This is a genomic window from Gardnerella rara (assembly GCF_055452355.1).
Window position 1 is genome coordinate 206,998 of sequence record NZ_JBVBJP010000003.1, and the last position, 18,714, is coordinate 225,711.

Genomic DNA, 18,714 nt, shown 5'->3' on the forward strand with positions numbered 1-18,714 from the left:
CAACACCAAGCGAGGAAAATCGTTCGCGCGATTTAAGCGCGCTACACTTGCGTTATATTTGTCTCATCAAAGATGCAAATGTAACGAAAATCAGCCAAAAACAACAAAAACCGCGGCAAGGAAAAATCCAAACCGCGGTTTTAATTCTTTACTTCAAACAGTAACAAGCAAAAAACTAAAGCGAAGCGTTGTAATGCTGCACTTTAAGCGTGCGGCGAGAAGAATCCAGCTTGCCAAGCACCATGCGGCGCAAAGCCTGATCCGCATCCTTATGCTCATCAAGCCAGCGCTGCCCACTCTCAACCAACTCGTCTACATTTGCATAATTTGGATACAAGCCTTCAATCAAAGTTTCTGCCATGTGGAATGTGCGATTCTTCCAAATCCACTCAACTTCCGCAAAGTAGCGCTTAACGTAAGGCTTAACCAAATCGCCTTTAGCGGTGCTTGCAAATCCAGCAACAACAGCACCCATCTGCATATTAGTCAAATCGAGATTACGCAAAGCCTGTTCAAAAGCCCAATCCTTAGCTTCTGCAGTTGCACGAGCCGCGCGAGCCTGGTAAGCATATTCGCGATTCTCGGTAGTGTCGCGCTTGGCGAGTTCCGCATCGATTCCAGCTTCGTCCAAAGCATTCACGCCTGCGAGCGCAATCAAAATGCTCCAACGCAAGTCGTTGTCGATTTCCAAGCCTTCTAAGCGCACAGAACCGTCAAGAAGTCCGTTAGCGATTTGCACAAACTCGCTATCTCCAACTTCGCCGTAACCAAGATAAGCCTTTAGCAGCTGGAACTGTTCGTCCGAGCCAGCGTTAGCCGCCAAAGCCAACTGCCAGAGTTCGTGAGCCACATGCTTTGCAACTTGCGCTTGGCGCTCAGGAACCACGTAGTGGCTTGCAGTCACCTTTACTTGACCAAGAGCATAGCGGAAAGTCGTAGATTCGCGCTCTGTTGCCAAGGCCTTAAGGCTAAGTTCCACAAATCGTTCTGCTGGGAATTCTGCGTCGCGAGTCATATCCCACAATGCGAGCCAAATAAGCGAGCGCGTCAAAGAATCCTTAAAGCGATAAAGATTTTCTGCAGCAAACTCAAGCGACTTTGCGTCAAATCGCAGCTTTGTGTACGTTAAATCGTCGTCGTTTACAAGAATAAGCGCAGGCCTTTTTAATCCACGCGCTTCCGCAACTTCCGTCACTTCGCCGTCAACATCTAGTTCGATTCGCTTTGTGCGCACAATTTCGCCAGTTGCTTCGTCCACATTGTAGAATCCAACAGCCAAGCGATGCGCACGCAAAACAGGATGCTCAACTGGGGCGCTTTGACGCAAACGCAAAGAAGCAATCGTACCAGTGCCGTCGCCAGCCTCTTCGACTTCTGTGCTAATCGTGTTAATTCCAGCTTTTTCAAGCCACTGAGCGCTCCAAGCCTTAAGATCGCGACCGCTTGTAAGCTCTAACTCGTGCAACAAATCGGCCAAAGTTGCGTTGCTATAAGCGTGCTTGCTCAAGTAGTTGTGAATTCCTTCAAAGAACTTTTCTCGGCCAACATACGCCACAAGTTGCTTCAAAACGGAAGCGCCCTTTGCGTAGGTAATGCCGTCGAAGTTGACGGAGGTGTCGTTCAAATCGTTGATTGGAGCCACGATTGGGTGCGTTGTTGGAAGCTGATCTTGATTAAGCGCCCAGCTTTTTTCGCCAGAGTTAAACGTGCTCCAAGCGTCGTGCCATTCGGTTGCTTCAGCCGTTGCAAGCGTAGACGTAAACTCAGCAAAAGACTCGTTAAGCCACAAGTCGTTCCACCACTTCATGGTTACGTAGTCGCCAAACCACATGTGCGCAAGCTCGTGCAAAACTGTTACAACGCGGCGTTCAGCGTATGCGTCCGTAACTTTGGATTCAAACACGTACTGGTCTCGAATTGTAACCATACCAATGTTTTCCATAGCTCCAGCGTTATATTCTGGCACGTAAATCTGATCGTACTTTGCGTACGGATATGGCACTCCCCAAGTCTTAGCGTAGAAGGCAAACCCCTTCTTTGTAATGTCAAATAAGTAGTCAACGTCTTTTGCAAACGCGTCTTTAAGTGCTTGGCGGCAGTACATTGCCATTGGAACTACGCGGCCGTCTTCGTTGTTGTAAGACGTGTGCCACTCGGCGTAAGGGCCTGCGCAAATCGCAGTTAAGTAGGAGCTCATTTTTGGAGTTGACTCAAACACCCAGCGCTTCATGCCTTCTACAGCGCCATTTTCCAAAGTGCCATCTTCCGTCTTGCGGCCTTCAATCGCAGTTTCGCTGACTACTGGCATGTTGGAAGTTACAATCCAACTTTCTGGAGCGTCTACACTAAAGTCAAAAACAGCCTTCAAATCTGGCTGGTCAAACACTGCGTAAACACGGCGAGCATCTGGCACCTCAAATTGCGTGTAAAGGTAAACGTTGCCGTCGGAAGGATCCACGCTTCTGTGCAAGCCTTCGCCCGTGTTGGAATACTGGCAATTTGCTACGACTTCTACTGTGTTTTGCGCGTTTAAATTGGCAAGCTCGATGCGACTATCTGCAAAAACCTTAGAAACGTCAAGAGAAACGCCATTAAGCACCACGGATTCAACGCTGTTTGCAATCAAATCGAGGAAGCTTGTTCCACCATCTTTTGCACCAAACTCAATCTTTGTGTGCGACTTAAAATCACGGCCGCCCTTGCCTAAATCAAGTGCAACAGTGTAGTGAATTGGCATTTGGATAGCGCTAAAACGCTCCGCAGCTTCTACGCGAGTCAGATTTGCTCCTGGCATATTAACTTCCTTATATCTTCTTATATTTTTTCTTATATTTTTTTATATTTTTGACTATTTTGCTGATTCTTGATTAGTTTTGACTAATCGCAGACTAATCGCAGACTAATCGCTTGACTAATCCTTTTGCGCAAGATCCGCAACAACTGGCACAATCATTGGCTTCCTACGCAGCGCGCGCGCAATCCAACTTCCAAGCGTTCTTCGCATAATCTGCTGAAGCTTGTGCGTGTCTTTCTCGCCGTGCATCATGGCATCTTGAAGCTGGAAAACAATCTGAGATCGAACTTTTTCAAAATCAGACTCATCTTCTGCAACAGCATTCAAGTAAATCTTTGGCCCCGTTACAACGTCTGCGCTATCGGTATTTACCACTACAAAGCTAGACACAAAGCCTTCCGTGCCAAGGATTCTGCGCTTTTCCAGCTCTTCGTCGGTAAGCTCGCCAACGGAATCGCCGTCAACATACACGTATCCGCATGGAACAGAGCCAACAACAGCGGCGTTTCCGTGGTACAAGTCCACAACATCGCCATCTTCTGCCAAAACAACATTCTTAGGATCCACGCCCGTTTTAACAGCAATTAAACCGTTTGCAACAAGATGCCTGTGTTCTCCGTGGATTGGCATAGCGCACTTTGGCTTAACAATGTTGTACAAGTAAAGCAACTCGCCCTCGTTGCAATGACCAGATACGTGAATCGCAGCATTGTCTTTGTTGATTACGCGAGCGCCCATCTGCACAAGCTTGTTAATAACCTTGTAAACTTCGTGCTCGTTTCCTGGAATTAAAGAGCTTGCAAGAATAACGGTATCAAACTCGTTTACCGTAATATCTTTGTGTATTCCGTCTGCGATTCGCCCAAGTGCTGCCATCGGCTCGCCTTGAGATCCTGTGCACATATACACAAGCTTGTCGTCTTGAATATCTTTTGCTTGCTTTAAATCTACAACAGTATTTTCTGGAATATGCAAGTAGCCAAGATCGGCCGCAATAGACATATTTCTGACCATTGAGCGCCCAACAAACACCACTTTTCTGCCATACTTGTGTGCAGCATCCACCACTTGCTGAACGCGGTGAACGTGGCTGGAGAAGCTTGCTACGATTATCTTGCGAGATGCGTTAGCAAACGCCTGATCCAAAGCTGGGCCAATCGAAGTTTCTGGCTTAACAAAACCTGGAACCTCGGCGTTAGTAGAATCTGCCATTAATAGGTCAATCCCCTGCTCGCCAAGCTTTCCAAATTCAACCAAGTCTGTGATTCTATGGTCTAATGGAAGCTGATCTAGCTTAATATCTCCCGTGTCTATAATCGTTCCAGCTGGCGTTTTTACACACACTGCAAGAGCGTCTGGAATCGAGTGCGTTACGCTAATAAACTCCAGATTGTACGGGCCAACTTTTAGCTTTGCGCGGCCTTCTACCTGAATTGTTTTTGGCTTAATCTTGTGTTCTTCGCACTTTGCTTCAACAAACGCAAGAGTAAGCTTAGAGCCGATTAGCGGAATATCTGGGCGCATTTTAAGCAAATATGGCACGCCGCCAATGTGGTCTTCGTGGCCGTGAGTTAAAACTAGCGCATCTACTTTGTCTAGTCTGTTTTGAATGTAGTGGAAGTCTGGAAGAATCAGGTCTACGCCTGGCTGCTCTTCTTCTGGGAACAAAACACCACAATCTATAAGCAAAATATGACCATTATATTCAATAACGTTCATATTTCGGCCAATTTCACCCAAACCACCAAGCGGAACGATTCGCATTGACCCCTTGCGATACTTTGGAGGCGCAACAAGCGCGCCCTCTCGCTGATCATTTACCACTGGTGGAAGCGCATTGTAAGTAGTCTTAGAACTTTTAACCGCTTTAAACCCCTTAGATGCCCTACTCACCTTATGCAATTCAGCGTCTTTAGTTTTTTTAGTTTTTGTATTTTTATTCGTAGTTTTATTTTCTTTTTTCACAGTTTTTGTTGACTTTTTATTGTTTATCTCTGCGGATTGAGGAATTTTTACAGAGTCTACAATCTCTGCAAGAATCTCATCCGTCAATTGCGTCGTTGTATCACTCATCTACTTTATTGTATCGTTAAGCCTCAACGGAATCACACAAAAACTGCGACTTGCGCGCGTGCAATAAAAATTTAATGACGAATAATTAACAGCTAATGTTTAACAGCAAACATTTATCTGTAACGGCAAATATTTATCTTTTATCCGTAAATATCTAACAGAAAATATCTAGCAGAAAGTGTCTAACAGAAAGTGCTAGTGAAAAATATTAGTGAAATATTAGTGGAAATATTAGGCTGATTTTAGTGCTTGCCGTATTTTTTCCAAATTTTAATTCCAAGACCAATAAGAACTACCACGATTGCAAAAATCAAGGAGCCAACTATTGCAGAACCAGATTGAATACTCGCCAATCCCGAAGCTGAATAAATAAGTGAACCAAACATTGATTTGCCTTCCCGTTTTATTTGAAATCTATAAATCAATTCTACAATACTTTTTGTCAAAAGATAATCGCAAAAAATAATCTTAAAAAAACAATCACATTGCAATAACGCAACTAATTCGCGCTCGCGACGACCTGTCTTCGCTCGCGCGTTACAAGATTACGTAGGTTACGCCAAGCTAGGTAGAGATTCGAGATTTTTCGCAGCGGATGAAGCGAACCTCAGCGCCGAAGGTGGTGATTCGCTGAAGTAGCAAGAAAAATCGAGAATCTCGGCGATAAAAACCACGCAATTGTTCTAGATATCCAGAAGGTTTGATGTATTTCTCTACGAGCAATAAATAGCGCCATCCTAAAACCTAAAACCCTAGAATATTAACATTCATAAACTATCCGCAAAAGTGCGCGTCACTTGCGAGGAGAGAAATACTCAAACCTCGCGCAACAACAAATAGAGAAAATCACTCGCGCGGTCTAAGCTCGGCAATAATTAGCCCAATTTACGTACATTTCCAGGCAAAACAAAACAACATCGGCAAACTTTGACGCCATACTGTAAACTGGAAAGACACTCAAAAACAATCATATTAAAAACGTTAAACGGTATAAATTTTAAGGGAAGTGAATATGTCATCGCAATCGGCGCAGCCAAAGTCTTCGCCTATGTCAAACTACGTAAGATTGTTCTCATTTGAAGGAACACGAGCGTTTTGCATATCTGGAGCAATAGCAAGGCTGCCTATTTCGATGATGGGCCTAGGAATTGTTCTAGCTTTAAACCACATTTACAACAATTGGACGATTGCGGGCACAATGAGCGCCGCATACGTGCTATCGCAAGCAGCCGTAACGCCATTATACGCAAAGCTTTTTGACAGATTCGGCCAGCGAAAAGTGGGTGTAATCGCCCTAAGTGCGCAAGTTATATGCATGCTGTCTTTTGCAACAGCCGCACTTTTTCACATACCACTGCCAATACTGTTTGCGCTTGCAATTTTAATGGGCGTTACGCAGTTTGCATTCGGCGCGCTTGTTAGAACGCGCTGGGCATACACGCTTAAAAATCAAAGCGACGACACGCTGCTAAATGTTGCATACGCGCTGGAATCTGGAATAGACGAGATTGTGTTTATTTTCGGGCCAATTCTTGCGGCATGGCTTGCCACTAGCGTTCACCCTGTATCGCAGCTTTTTGTGCCAGTTCTAGCAAGCGGACTAGGCGGAGCATGGTTCTTGTCGCTTAAAAACACGCAGCCAGCGGTTGTTAAAATCGTACAAGTAGAAACAGCTCCCGCAAGCGACGAAGACGTTCAAAATGCAATAAGCGATCAAAGCGAAGATGTACAGAAAAGCAATAACGCAACAAAGCTTATCGACAAACTTTCACTAAAACAGCTAAGGAACACAAATCGCAAAAACAAGCCAAAAAACGTGCTTCTTTACCGCGGAATCATACCGCTTGTTATTATGTTCCTTGTTTTTAACATGAGTTTTAGCGCTTTTGACGTATCCGTTACGGCAGCAATGCGCGCGCAAGGATTAGACACTTTAATTGGTTTGCAACTTGCACTATTCGCATGCGGGTCTTTAGTTGGAGCCGTTATTTTTGGCTCGCATAAATTCCGCGGATCTAACTGGTCGCACCTAATCGTGTTTCTAAGCCTGCTTACTGTTGGCTTTATTCTTATGAACATTAACATAGATAGACTTGTGCTTCTAAGCATTTTTGAGCTTTTAAGCGGACTATGCGTTTCTCCTATTTTTGCAACTGGAAATCTTATTGTTAAAGACACAATTCCAGAGCATTCGCTTACCGAAGGATTATCTTGGCTGCCAACAGCATCTGCAGTCGGAGCTTCTCTTGGATCAATGGTTGCAGGCTTTGCGATTGACGCGTGGAGTTCGCATGGCGGAATGATGGTTCCGTGGATTTCTACGCTTATTGCTATTCCAATCGCGTCAATTGGATGGATTATTGTAACGCGCAAGCGCGATTAATAGCGCAAACTAGGTAGAGATTCGAGATTTTTCGCAGCGGATGAAGCGAACCTCAGCATGAAATGGTGATTCGCTGAAGCAGCAAGAAAAATCGAGAATCTCAGGCGACTAGCGATACGCAATTGTTCAAGCATGCAAGAGGGCTGGGTGATTCTTGGTCGAACAGTATAAGAGCGGCAGCCGATACCAAATAATCCAATGATTCACCCTACAAACAAACTTCAACCAAAAACAAAATCAAAGCCAAATCGGAACAACCGCAACAACAGACTACACGTAATAGGCGGAGCGTTGTGAGACAAGAATTAGCCAGCCCTCCTAAAACAGTAAACCAAGAAAACAATCAACGCGACTGATGCGTGCGTCTTGTGCGGTTTACAAACGGCTCTCCCGAGTATATGTACAAATCCTCAACAAGGTCTTTTACGCGATCCGCATACTTTTCGTGATCTTTTTTAGCCCACGTAGCATCTCGCCTAAGCCCGTGATAATCGTAGAAACTAACATCGCAAGCTGTATCTGTGTGCAAAAAGTAGCGGTTCACTCCGCGGCTGCGCAAATGTTGCATTGTGCGCTTCCACAATCCGCCGCCAACTCCGTGCCCGCGAGCATCTGGAGAAACAATAAAAAGCTCCAACTCTGCCTGAGTCAAGTCGTTAATATGGCTCATCGCCTCTAACTTGCGCTCAATCTGCCCCATGCCAATCGCAGAATCCAACGCTTTTGCATGCAAAGAATCGCCTTTGCTGGCCATCTTTGCCTCTTGCTCTTCTAGCATCTTCTGCACTTGCTTAAACAGCACTTTATCTCCATGCACGCGCGCAAGCAGCAGCCCCATAAATTTGCCGTTTATTGTTGCAACAGTTCCAAACGTGGAAGGCTCCAAATAGTGAAGCACAAATCGCCTAGAAAGATTGCGCGAAGCGTCTGCTCCAACAGCGTGCGCAATCCCCCATGTGCGCTCGTATTCTTCTACGATTGCGTCAATGTCGTTAATTTTAACTGGCCGAAACTCAACCGTCATTTTGTCCTTCTTTTACTTTTACCAATTACCAACTTAAATCGGCTATGTTCTACTTTTAGATTATCAAAAACGCTGATTTTAAAAAGACGCTTCACTCAAAATCTCGTCGCGCGTTTTACACAACGCGTGTATCTCGCGATTTTCCGCACGCGCCTCACTAACGTAGTAAAGAGTGGCGTCAATGCAGCTTAAATCAACGTTTGTAGCGCGCGCAAGCAGCAGCCTATACCAGTCAAGCTGTTCCAGTTTTAGCTGAATATCTTCCGCGCTTTTTGGCCGCTTTCCCGTCTTCCAATCAACGATTGTGTAGAGTTTCGATTCGTCGTTAGCGTCTAATCCTCCTGCAAAAACAGCATCCAAAGTTCCGTTGATTATTCTATTTTCAAACTGCGTATTATCGATATTATCGATATTATCGATTTGCATTAAAATCGGCATTTCTGCAGCAAGCGGCACTCGTTTTGCCCAACGCGATTCTACAAGCCGCTGCTTCCACTTGTCTAGTTGAGCGTCTTGAGATTTAACCAAACCCTTAGCAAAGTCCGCATTCTTGCGACTTTGATTAAACTCGTAAAGCAAATCTTTGCGATCTTGAGGAACAAATTGCTCATCTAACAAAGTTCCGTTTTTTACAATTGACTGCCAATTAGCACACTCGGATGCACTAGAAGGCACTGCAGAGTCTACAAATTGTTGCGCCCAAGCGTGGAACATGGTTCCTAAGGATGCATCAATCGATTGCGTTGAAGGGATTGGGCGAATGCACGCCAACAGATTGTTGTAAACTCGATTGTTTGCGCGCGCGCTAGCGTTTGCGTTTGCGGAATTTGCAGCAGGCTCAACTCTACTTATTTTTTGCAACGACGTTACGTTAAGCCTAGATCCGTTGGAAATCTTTTCCACCTTTTTGGCCAAATCTTCTAGGGAATAATCGCCAGCGGTTTGCGCGGTTAAATCGGCATCTTGAACAAATGCTTTTGCGCGGTAGTAAAGGGATTTTTGATGTGATATTAATGAAGATTCGCCACTAAAATCGCCATTTAAATCGCCAGAATCACCTGCAAAATCGCCATTAAGCACTTCGCTTTCAACAAGTTTGGCAGATTCTCTAAGAGCGTTCTGCACATTTTCGCTCGAGGCACAAGGCCATTCAAGCACGGGTTCTTTAGCGCACGAATCGCCTGGAGCGGCGACTTTTCCAAACTCCCCCGCAAAATCCCCTGCAAAATCGCCTGCAATAAAGCCAAAAGCGTCTTCATCAGAATCACCAGAATCCGCAGAATCCGCAGAATCACCAGCATTTTCCGCCTTGCATCTTTTAACTTCAATCGCACCGTTAAGCGACTTTACAGCCTCCATCGACTCCTTAAGAAACACCGAAGCCGCGCGCTTTCGCCCATTTTCGCCCGAATCTCCCGAAGTTGCCGAGCCAGTTAAAAGCGCTGCAAACTTTGCGCGCGTAAGAGCCACGTACATAAGGTGACGCTCGTCCATGTGAAGCTGGATTCCGCGCTCCTCGCTTTGCGAAAACGGCATAGAATCAACGCTTTGCTGGGATTTATACGCATTATACACACGGCGCGTTTCTTCGCTCAAAAAATCGCCAGCATCCGCAGAATCGCCAGCATCCGCCTCTTGAACAGCCTGCGCAAAATCGCGCAAAGCCTTGATTCTATTGGGCTTAACCTCGTCAAAGATCTTTTGCACACTATCCAAATCTTGCATTGCTTTTGCTGGGTGCATTGCCTCGCCGCGCGTTACTGTATGCGGAAAATGCGGCAAAATGTTGGCATCCACGCGCAAAGCCGTAGGCACGCTTGCTGCAAACTCAATCGGTATGCGAGCGCTGGCCTGCCCATTATCATCAATCTTTAAAGAATCGCCTTGATTGCTTGGAAAAGCACCCTCGTTTAGCCCAACTACAGCAACGGCTGGCCACTGCAAACCCTTTGATTGATGAACCGTCATTAAAACAACTTGCGCGCTATCGGCATCCGCCCCCAATCCAGATGCTACAGAGCCAGAGCCCGCCTGCGAATCCAGATTTTTTGCCGAATCAATCCAGCTGATTAGTCCACGCAAGCTAACGTCTTGCCAGTCGCCCATTTCTTGCACATACGTTTCTACAATCGTGTTTAGCGAATCAAGTACGCTGTGCATATCGTTAAGCATTGTTTGATTGCTAAAATCCTTGTATTTTAAGGCCGCACCAACAGCAGTGTCAATGTCTACGTTAAGAGCCTCCACAGCCGATTGCATAACGCTTGTTAGCGAATTTCTTTGCACACGATCAACTTTATTTAGGATTTTGCTAAGACGACTTACGGCGGCAAATGCGGGAGCGCTCAACTTTTCGCGCATCTGACGAACCCAATAATCGCCAGAATCGCCAGCAACCGAAGAATCGCCAGCAACCGCAGACTTACCGGAATCGCCACTCGCGCCAAAATCGCGCATAATCAAATCCGCTAAATAAAATCCGCCATAAATATTTATAACCTGCCCAGATATTTCCCCACTATTTGCCTTGTTTCTAAGATTTCGAACGGCCAAATCCCACTGGCTTCTAGGCAATCCCGCCTCAACTAGACCAGCCGCCGCATAAACGTTGTAAAGATATTCCGTATTCGCACTATTTGCGATTGCTGCCAACGCGCTCAAATCCGCAGTAGATAGCGCAAAACGCGCAGTGGCAAGAAGGCGCATAAGCGAATTGGAATCGCTGTGGTCTTGAACCACTCTTAGCAAACTCAAAACATCTTTAACGGCAGGCTTTTCAATAAGCGAAGAGTAGCCCACTATGCTTGTGCGAATCCCTGCAGCCTCTAGTTTTTCCGCATATTTTGGCATGTTTGCTTTACTTCTAAACAAAATTGCAAGCTGCGGTTCGAGCGGATTTTCGCCATATTTTTCAACGATTTTTTTAGCAAATCGCACAACTGCGTCAATCTCTTCGCCCTGACTTGGCATAAACAGCGCGCAAACAGTTCCATTTGGCGCATCATCTTTTGGCTTTAAAGTTTCCACTTGCACTTCGTGGTCGTCAATGCTGCTAAATCGTTGACTTGCGATTTGCGTTGAATTATCGCCATTTTCCGCACGCATCGGCTCGGTTAGCGCGTTTGCAACTTTTAGTATAAACAGCGAATTTCTGCGCGTAACAGTTAGCGAATACTTGTTTTGCGCGCTTATGCTAAAGTCTTGTTCAAACTTGCAAAAAGCTCCAGTCGAAGCGCCTCTAAACGAGTAGATTGCTTGGAACGGGTCGCCTACAGCCATAACGCGCGTGCGCTTTGCCGCTATCGAAGCATCGCCATAAAACAGCGTATTTATAAGCATTGCTTGCGTTGTGGAAGTATCTTGATACTCGTCTAAAAGAACTTGCGAATATTGATTCCTGTATTGCGCGCAAATCGAAGGAAAATGCGTAACCAAATAATAAGCTGCAATCGTAAAATCGCTAAATTGCGCCATGTTTACACGCTTTTTTTCGGCGTCAAATTGCAAAACAAGGTCTAGCAGAATGTCTCGTTTTAGGCACGCGTTGTATAGATTTATGCAAAATTGCAAGCACGAATCATCCCAATATTTTTCGTAATTTTTGCACGCAGTCTTAAACTTTTCCGCAGACACTTTCTCCACGTCTTGCTCACTCATTCCAGCCGTTTTTTTGACTTTTTTGTATTTTGGAATCGCTGGAGCCTTTGCGCTTAGTGGCGATTCTACTTTTTTATCTCCAATAACATTTTCTAAGTGTTTTGCAAACTCGTTATTCCACTCGCGAATCTTTTTAACAGCTTGAGGCACGCTTGAGCACGTTGCGCCTTCGCTATCTACGCCAATCATCGAACACGATATTTCGGCGCAAAGATTAATAACATCTGCACACAAAGTGTCAAAATCATACAACTTGCTTAAATTTTTAGCGTGATTTTGAGGATTATCCAAATATTTTCCGATTATACTTTTTATGATTTCCATCGCGCCAGCATCGCTTAATGGCATTGTGCTTTGATTAAAGCCAACCAAAAGCCCATATCTTCTTACGATTGATTGAAAGAACGCGTCGTACGTCATAACTTCTGGCTTTAAGAATGACTTTGCGCCGCTTGCGCTAACCTCCGCCGAAACGCGACTTAGCAATTCTGCCGCCGCCTTGTTTGTAAAAGTTAATCCCAGTATGGATTCTGGCGGAACTTTGCTTTTAATTAAGTGTATTACGCGACGAGTCATGGTGTATGTTTTGCCGCTACCAGCTCCCGCAACTATAAGCACGTCTTGATTAATCGGAGCTTCTATAACGTTTTTTTGCTCTAAACTTGGAGCGCTGCTAGACGCAGATTTTACGGCCGCTGTGTTCTCATTGCTCATTTTTACCCTCAATCATCTCGTAAACCGTATCAACCTTTCCAGCGCAACCAGGGCAAATGTTTAAACACCTGCAATAGCTCTTATGATCCGCCTTTGGCTCAACAGCAAAACTGGTTGATTTAACAGCAGCTGCAGCAAAAAACACGCGTGAAATCATCATAAGTGACCATTTTGCGCGCATTGGCAAGCTTACAAAATCCGCCCACGCAGATTGACTTACGCCTTGCGCAGGATTTTGAGCATCAATATTTGGAAGATCGTAAAGGCGATTATTGCTGGCATACTTGTAGCGGCTTGTAATCTCACTAGCGCTTAGCGCCCCATTAGCGTCGAAGAGCGAAGGCTGGCAAATGTTTTCTGCAACGCCATTATCTTGTGCAGGAGAATCCTTGTAAACAACGTGGAACAACGCGCTACGCTCAATCTTTGTGTGCTTAAACTTTAGAAGCTGCTTAACTTCTTCAGCGTTTTCGGAGCAAAAAACAATTCCAAGCTGATAGCAAATAAGCTGCAAATCATTAAAAACTTGCTGTGTTTTAGGAACTTTTCCTGTTTTATAGTCGATTAGGCGAATTTGTTGCGTGTTGTCGTTTAACTTTCTAACTTCCATGCGGTCGATTCGCCCCTGGATTCTAACGCGCAAATCGCATGAGCCGCCATTAGGCCATCCGCCTACCAAAAATCCCATTATTGAATAAAGATCTTCCACGCTTATTTGCGATTTAGTCGCGCGATTGTAGGCGTTTAGAATATCGCCAAAGCCAAAAGTGGCGTTTATTGGGCACTCGCAATAAGCTTCCTCGAGGCTTCCCAAAGGAACGTCTGCAATAGTCGGCTTTGCCGTTTTTGACTTTTCTGGTGCAGGCAGAATCTTTGTTACAACACCATCTTCGTCTTTTTGCGCCAAAATCGGGTAATTTTGACCAGTCAGCGATCCTACAAAATATTGAGCAATCGTGTAAAGCGCGCGACGAACATTTAAATCGTTTTTTATAAAACGATAGCGGTCTTTTACGCTAGAAATACTAGAGTCGCTTGGGCAAATCGAATAATAATGCTCAATCATTTTGTTTGCAACGTCTTCAATCGCATTTTTTTGCAAAGCACTAAAGGAGTCAAACGAAAAATCAAAGTCCTTAAATTCCGCAAATTCCGCTGTGTGTGCGCTAACAAACCCGCTAACAAACCCGCTAACAAACGCCTGAAGCTGTGGGTATTTTTTGCGCAAATACTCGTTGTCTAAATGCTCGTCTTGACTTGCCCATCTGGCGGTTTCGTGAATAAGTGTTCCGAATTTCGCAGCTGTGCTACCTACGGTAGGGCCAGCAAATTTGCGTTCCAAAAGGCAGCATACTGGGCAGGACCAAAGACTATCTACCATTGATGGAGATAGCGTTACAAGGTTTTGATTAGTGGAGGTTTTTCTGGAGGATTGCGCGGTTGCTTGCGATTCTTCTGGCGATGCAGAATCAGCAGAATCAGCCACAGAATCGTAATTTTTCCGCATAAAATCCCAATTATCTGGATTTGCCGCATCAACTCCATTGTTTTTTAAAAGATTCAACGCTGCTAATGCATCTTTAACCGCAGGATTTTCCGCCAAATTACCGCTGTTTTGCAATCCACACACAGCCTGAGCAAGTGTGATTCTAGACGCGCAAACAAGACCTCTTGCGTCTGCATCAACCGCTGCAAAATCGCCAGCAGCCTCGCCAGCAGAATCGCCACAAAAATCGGTGTAATCACAGCTTCCGTCTTGATTTCTCCAATAAATCTCTGGCAAATAATAGTACAAAAAGTCCGAAGGAACGCAATCTTCGCTATTCACAGCGCTAATGCAAAGATGCTTTCTAGCGCGCGTAATGGCCATTAACAGGCTTCGCTGTTCGCCAGCAAAAATCGCCTGCTTATCGCTTACACAAATACCATTAGGATTTTTATCAGACGAATCTAAAACGTACGCCATATCGCTAATATCGCAGCTTTCAGATTTACCTCTGCTATCGCCAGCATCGCCAGCATCGCCAGTTTCGCCACTTAGAATCCTGCTATTTAACACAATGTCAACCAGTGTTTCCGCACCAAACATAGTGCTTCTAGCGGCCGTATTTGGCCAAACTCGCTGCTGAACCGCAGGAATCCACACGTAATCCCACGTTCTTCCAACCGAGCCAGAAGGTGTTGTAAGAGTAACGGCATCTGGAAGAGGAGCCACGCTTGCAAGCGAATCCGCTTCGATTTCCATTTGACGAACCTGATCAATAAACTCGGCAATCGTCGGAGCGGCCGAGACTCCATTAGGCGTCTGCTGGCCTTGCGCGCTTGTAGACAAAAACGAGTTCGCATACTCAAAAAGCCTCATTGCAGCATCTAGCCTATCGTTTGCAGCGCGGCCCTCGTCATTGTTGCTAAGCGCTTGAATTTGCCACTTTTTAGCGCAATTGCAAAGGTTCCAAGCCTTGCCTAAAACGTAGCTAGCCTGATTTTCTCCACTATTTTTAACTTTTGCAAGGTTACGTTTTAGGTCTTTAGAAAGTCTTAGCACAATATTAAACACGCGCATCAACGCACGCATATGAACACTGTTTGGCGTCATTTTTTGCAAAACAGAAAAAATTTCTGCAGATTTTGCGGCTTCAGTCTCTTCGCTTTCTAAATCGCCAGAATCCGCAGAATCGCCAGAATCCGCAGAGCAGCCGTCAATAAGCGCCTTAAGAATCAAAATGTAGCACGACTCAACGCTAAATTGCGTACTGTTTGCGTTTGGTTGCGCATTAAAAACGCGATTATCAACCGTAAAATCAGCTCCAGCATTCACAGCCTTTTCGCCGCTGGCACTTAAAAGTCGATTACTAAGCGCTTGCCACTGCTCTATAAGACCGCGTAATGGAGAATTTGCACCATTTGCGTTTTCGCCTAAAATCACTTCACTAAGAGAGCAGATTGAGCGCATAAGAGAATCAATAGCCGCCAAATCCGCGCAATTGTAATCGCCAGAATCCACAAGCGGGCTTTCCATTACGGTTTTTATTCTAGAGCGAACAAAATGCGCAATCGAGTAAAGCGTATAATCCCCCAAAATCACGCTTTTTGCTAAGTCGTCAACGCTTTTTTGGCTAAATTGCGCCAACTCAATAATCGCAAATAGCGCTTTTACAAACGGCTCGTCTCTAAGCGCGCGCGTAACGGATGAATATTTAACTGGCACGCCGTCTTTTCTAAGCCGCTCGCCAAATGCGCGAACTGTTGCGTTATCGTGCGCAATTACGGCCATATTTTTCCAAGGAATTTTGTTGTCTAGATGAGCGCGTTTTATTTGCCAAATAACGCAATCCATCTCTTGGCTAGGAGTTCTGTACAAATCGCCAGAAACCGAAGAATTTTCTGTTTTTTGCGAATTTAATTCGATTTTTTCTATAGGAAAAGCCCCTTGAATATTGGCCATTTTCCAAGCCCTGCGGGCCATTGGAGTTTGCGTTGGCATAAGCGAAGCAATCGAAAGCGAAACGCGTGCAGAAAAAAGATTTAGCGCAATTGAGCGATTGGAATGGTTTAGAAAATCAGGGAGATTGCGCGATTCTTGGCACTTTACATCTTGCGACGCCTGTTTTGCAAAATCTTCGCCAAATCCTTCGACTTTATAATTGCAAATCTTAGAAACAGCAGCTTGCATAACGCCATTTTGCGCTGATTCAACAACGTAATCTGGGTACGATCCGCGGAAGGATTGAACGGATTCGTCGGGATTTGCCGTTAAAACAATCCGCACACCCAAGCGCGCTAGCGACTCAAGAAAAGCCAAGCCAGCAAGCGTTACGTCGTGAAAATCGTCAACAACCAGCATGTGCGGAAGGAAGAGTTTAAGAGCATAAAACTCAAGGGAAGAATCGCAAGCCACCGAAGATTCATTAGCACTATTGCAATGTAAATTATTAAAAATATTGTTTAAAATTTGAACGCCACTTGCCAAAAGCCTAGAAGAATCAAGCCTAAAAGCGTTTGGATACTTTTTGTGTACACAATCGGCGTACTCGCGGCGAAGAGCAAAAGCCAAATTCCATTGAGTTCTAAGGCGGGCCACAATGCTGGAAGATACAAAATCCGACTGAACATTAAGACACGAGTCCAAGCTGTTCAGCATATTTTTTTCCGCAAAATCGCTTACAATGCCCATCTCATCTAAGCGCGCAAGCATATCTCGAAGCTGGTGGATAAAAGCGCTATTTACCAAAAAATCGTTAGAATTAGGCGATTCCTCGCTATTTTGTGCGTCTTGTAATTTAGAAATTGTGTAAATCCAAGAATCTTTGGATGCAGAATCCAGTGAAGAATCTTTAGATAGAGAATCTTTAGATAGAGAATCTTTAGAATAGTCGCTAGCAAAATACTCGCTAAAAAGAGCGCAAACCTTGCAATTGCCACTATCGCCTTGCAAAACGTGACTAACGTGTACACGCACAACTTCGCGAAGAAGCGCGTCTTGCTCAGCGCCATTAAGCAACTTAGGCAAAGGCATGCCAAAAAGCTTGTTCCGCGCGGAAATCAAACTAAACGCAAGCGCAGAAAGTGTGGCGACTGGGCGCGACTGATGAGAAACACCCAAGTTCTGAATCACGTAATCCGACATACGCGCGGCGGTGGTGCGATTTTGGGCGGCGGCAACGGCAATATCACTGCGAATGGCGTTTTTTAGCAAAAGCTGCGCAGCGCGATTATTGAGCGAGCAAGGCGAACCAGCTGCCGCGCTCCAATCAAAACGCAAACCCAAAAGCAACGCGTTAAGCGCAAAGCTTGACTTGCCAGCGTTTGGCGCTCCAAAAACAAGCAAAACATTAGTGTTGCGTCCATGCGCGTTTTTAAGAGTGCCATTTAGCAACGACTGAACGGCAGCCAGCGCAGATTCTTCCGTACACATAAACACAATTCTATCAACTAGCTTGCGTTTGTATGTAATCTCGTAGTGCGATTGCTTCTTCTTCCCCACGTTTGTTGCTCAACACGCTGATTCGAACAACATTTTCGGGAAAATCTTCCCGACTTTGTAGCTCAACACGCCGATTTTAGCAACATTCTCGGTAAAATCTTCCCGATTTTGTAGCTCAACACGCTGATTCGAGCAACATTCTCGGGCGCTCATGATTGTTGATTAGAAAGTCGCTTAGCGCGAGCGTTTTTAATCGCAAGAAATGCTATTCCAATGCCAATAAAAATCAGCGTAAAAATCACAAGCAAATAAACAACACCCACTCCAAGCGTTGTGGAATTAAACGTATTTGGCGCAAAACCAAACCACCCAGCAGGAGCCTTGTAGTTCAAAAAATTGTACGGCGCTGCCATAGCATGATCCCCCCAACGCAATCCCAAAAACTCGCTTAAAGCAACAGCATACGCAACGTAGCTAAGCGGCGGAATCGTAGCAAAATAAACGTGAGCGCGGCTGGACTTGTACTTGTAATCAAAAAGAACAAAGTCAAAAATCGCAAGCAACGGCGTTATAAAATGCACGCATAAGCTTGAGCACCCATTGTTCATGTACGCGCCAACAAATCCGAGCTTGTTTGTAGGAGCCAAAAAGCACAGGTACAGCGTAAAAGTGACGGCGATTGAAATCGTCATCATAAATTTAAAAACGTACCATGCGTTTGGCTTTGAATCTACCCAGCCGCCAGTGCGCTCAGCATGCACACCCTGCTCAGCATTCTCAGCCTGCTCACCCTGCTCATCGCTTTTAGACTTAAGCGCACTTCGCGTGTCTAAAATCAGCGAGCCAAGCAGCGCCGCACAAATCATCAAGTTAGAAAGATTCGTAAAATACGTTAGCGCCATTGAATCCCAAGACATTGCCATTCCGTAAATGGACGAAACTATTGCAATAACTCGAATTATGGTTCTTGTAACGTAATCTTTGCGCGTTAGGACTAGTGTTTCGCTCATTCTTATCTCGCTTTCAAATAAGTTTTAATTCTTATTTTAATTCTCATCTATGCTCTTCAACGTTTTACATAAATAAGATTTACATAAATAAGATTTACTATACTTGACTCCGATCTAGGAATAGCAAAACGTGCA

The 18,714-nt window shown here is 45.0% G+C and carries 8 protein-coding genes; 1 reads left to right on the forward strand and 7 read right to left on the reverse strand.

What is annotated here, in order from left to right; all coding sequences use genetic code 11:
- Positions 1–175 precede the first annotated feature (175 nt).
- The 3 genes from pepN to ACZ0NX_RS04075 all read right to left on the reverse strand — a co-directional run bounded on the left by pepN (position 176) and on the right by ACZ0NX_RS04075 (position 5,253).
- Entirely contained in the window at positions 176–2,794 is a 2,619-nt protein-coding gene (gene pepN, locus ACZ0NX_RS04065) for an aminopeptidase N (protein ID WP_464405663.1), read from the reverse strand.
- A gap of 117 nt (positions 2,795–2,911) precedes the next feature.
- The gene (locus ACZ0NX_RS04070; protein WP_464405665.1) at positions 2,912–4,867 is read right to left on the reverse strand and encodes a ribonuclease J; all 1,956 of its coding nucleotides are present in this window, start codon (positions 4,865–4,867) and stop codon (positions 2,912–2,914) included.
- 242 nt (positions 4,868–5,109) lie between these two features.
- Positions 5,110–5,253 (reverse strand): hypothetical protein, encoded by a 144-nt coding sequence (locus tag ACZ0NX_RS04075; protein ID WP_081090992.1) that lies wholly within the window; start codon positions 5,251–5,253, stop codon positions 5,110–5,112.
- Between the two features lie 626 nt (positions 5,254–5,879).
- Between ACZ0NX_RS04075 and ACZ0NX_RS04080 the strand changes: the two genes are divergently transcribed.
- Positions 5,880–7,250 carry an MFS transporter gene (locus ACZ0NX_RS04080; RefSeq protein WP_464405667.1) on the forward strand — a complete coding sequence of 457 codons (1,371 nt, stop codon included), beginning with the start codon at positions 5,880–5,882 and terminating at the stop codon, positions 7,248–7,250.
- A gap of 343 nt (positions 7,251–7,593) precedes the next feature.
- On the opposite strand, the gene ACZ0NX_RS04085 is transcribed toward ACZ0NX_RS04080, so the two are convergent.
- From ACZ0NX_RS04085 to ACZ0NX_RS04100, 4 genes are all read right to left on the reverse strand, one after another.
- Positions 7,594–8,274: a GNAT family N-acetyltransferase gene (locus ACZ0NX_RS04085; RefSeq protein WP_464405669.1), complete on the reverse strand. Its 681-nt coding sequence runs from the start codon at positions 8,272–8,274 to the stop codon at positions 7,594–7,596.
- Between the two features lie 78 nt (positions 8,275–8,352).
- Positions 8,353–12,645 carry an ATP-dependent DNA helicase gene (locus ACZ0NX_RS04090; RefSeq protein ID WP_464405671.1) on the reverse strand — a complete coding sequence of 1,431 codons (4,293 nt, stop codon included), beginning with the start codon at positions 12,643–12,645 and terminating at the stop codon, positions 8,353–8,355.
- A complete protein-coding gene (locus ACZ0NX_RS04095) occupies positions 12,635–17,560 on the reverse strand; it encodes a PD-(D/E)XK nuclease family protein (RefSeq protein WP_464405757.1) in 4,926 nt (1,641 codons plus the stop codon). The genes ACZ0NX_RS04090 and ACZ0NX_RS04095 overlap by 11 nt, the downstream gene beginning before the upstream one ends.
- 218 nt (positions 17,561–17,778) lie before the next feature.
- On the reverse strand, positions 17,779–18,579 hold the full coding sequence (locus tag ACZ0NX_RS04100; RefSeq protein WP_464405673.1) for a hypothetical protein: 801 nt from the start codon (positions 18,577–18,579) through the stop codon (positions 17,779–17,781).
- Between the last annotated feature and the right edge of the window lie 135 nt (positions 18,580–18,714).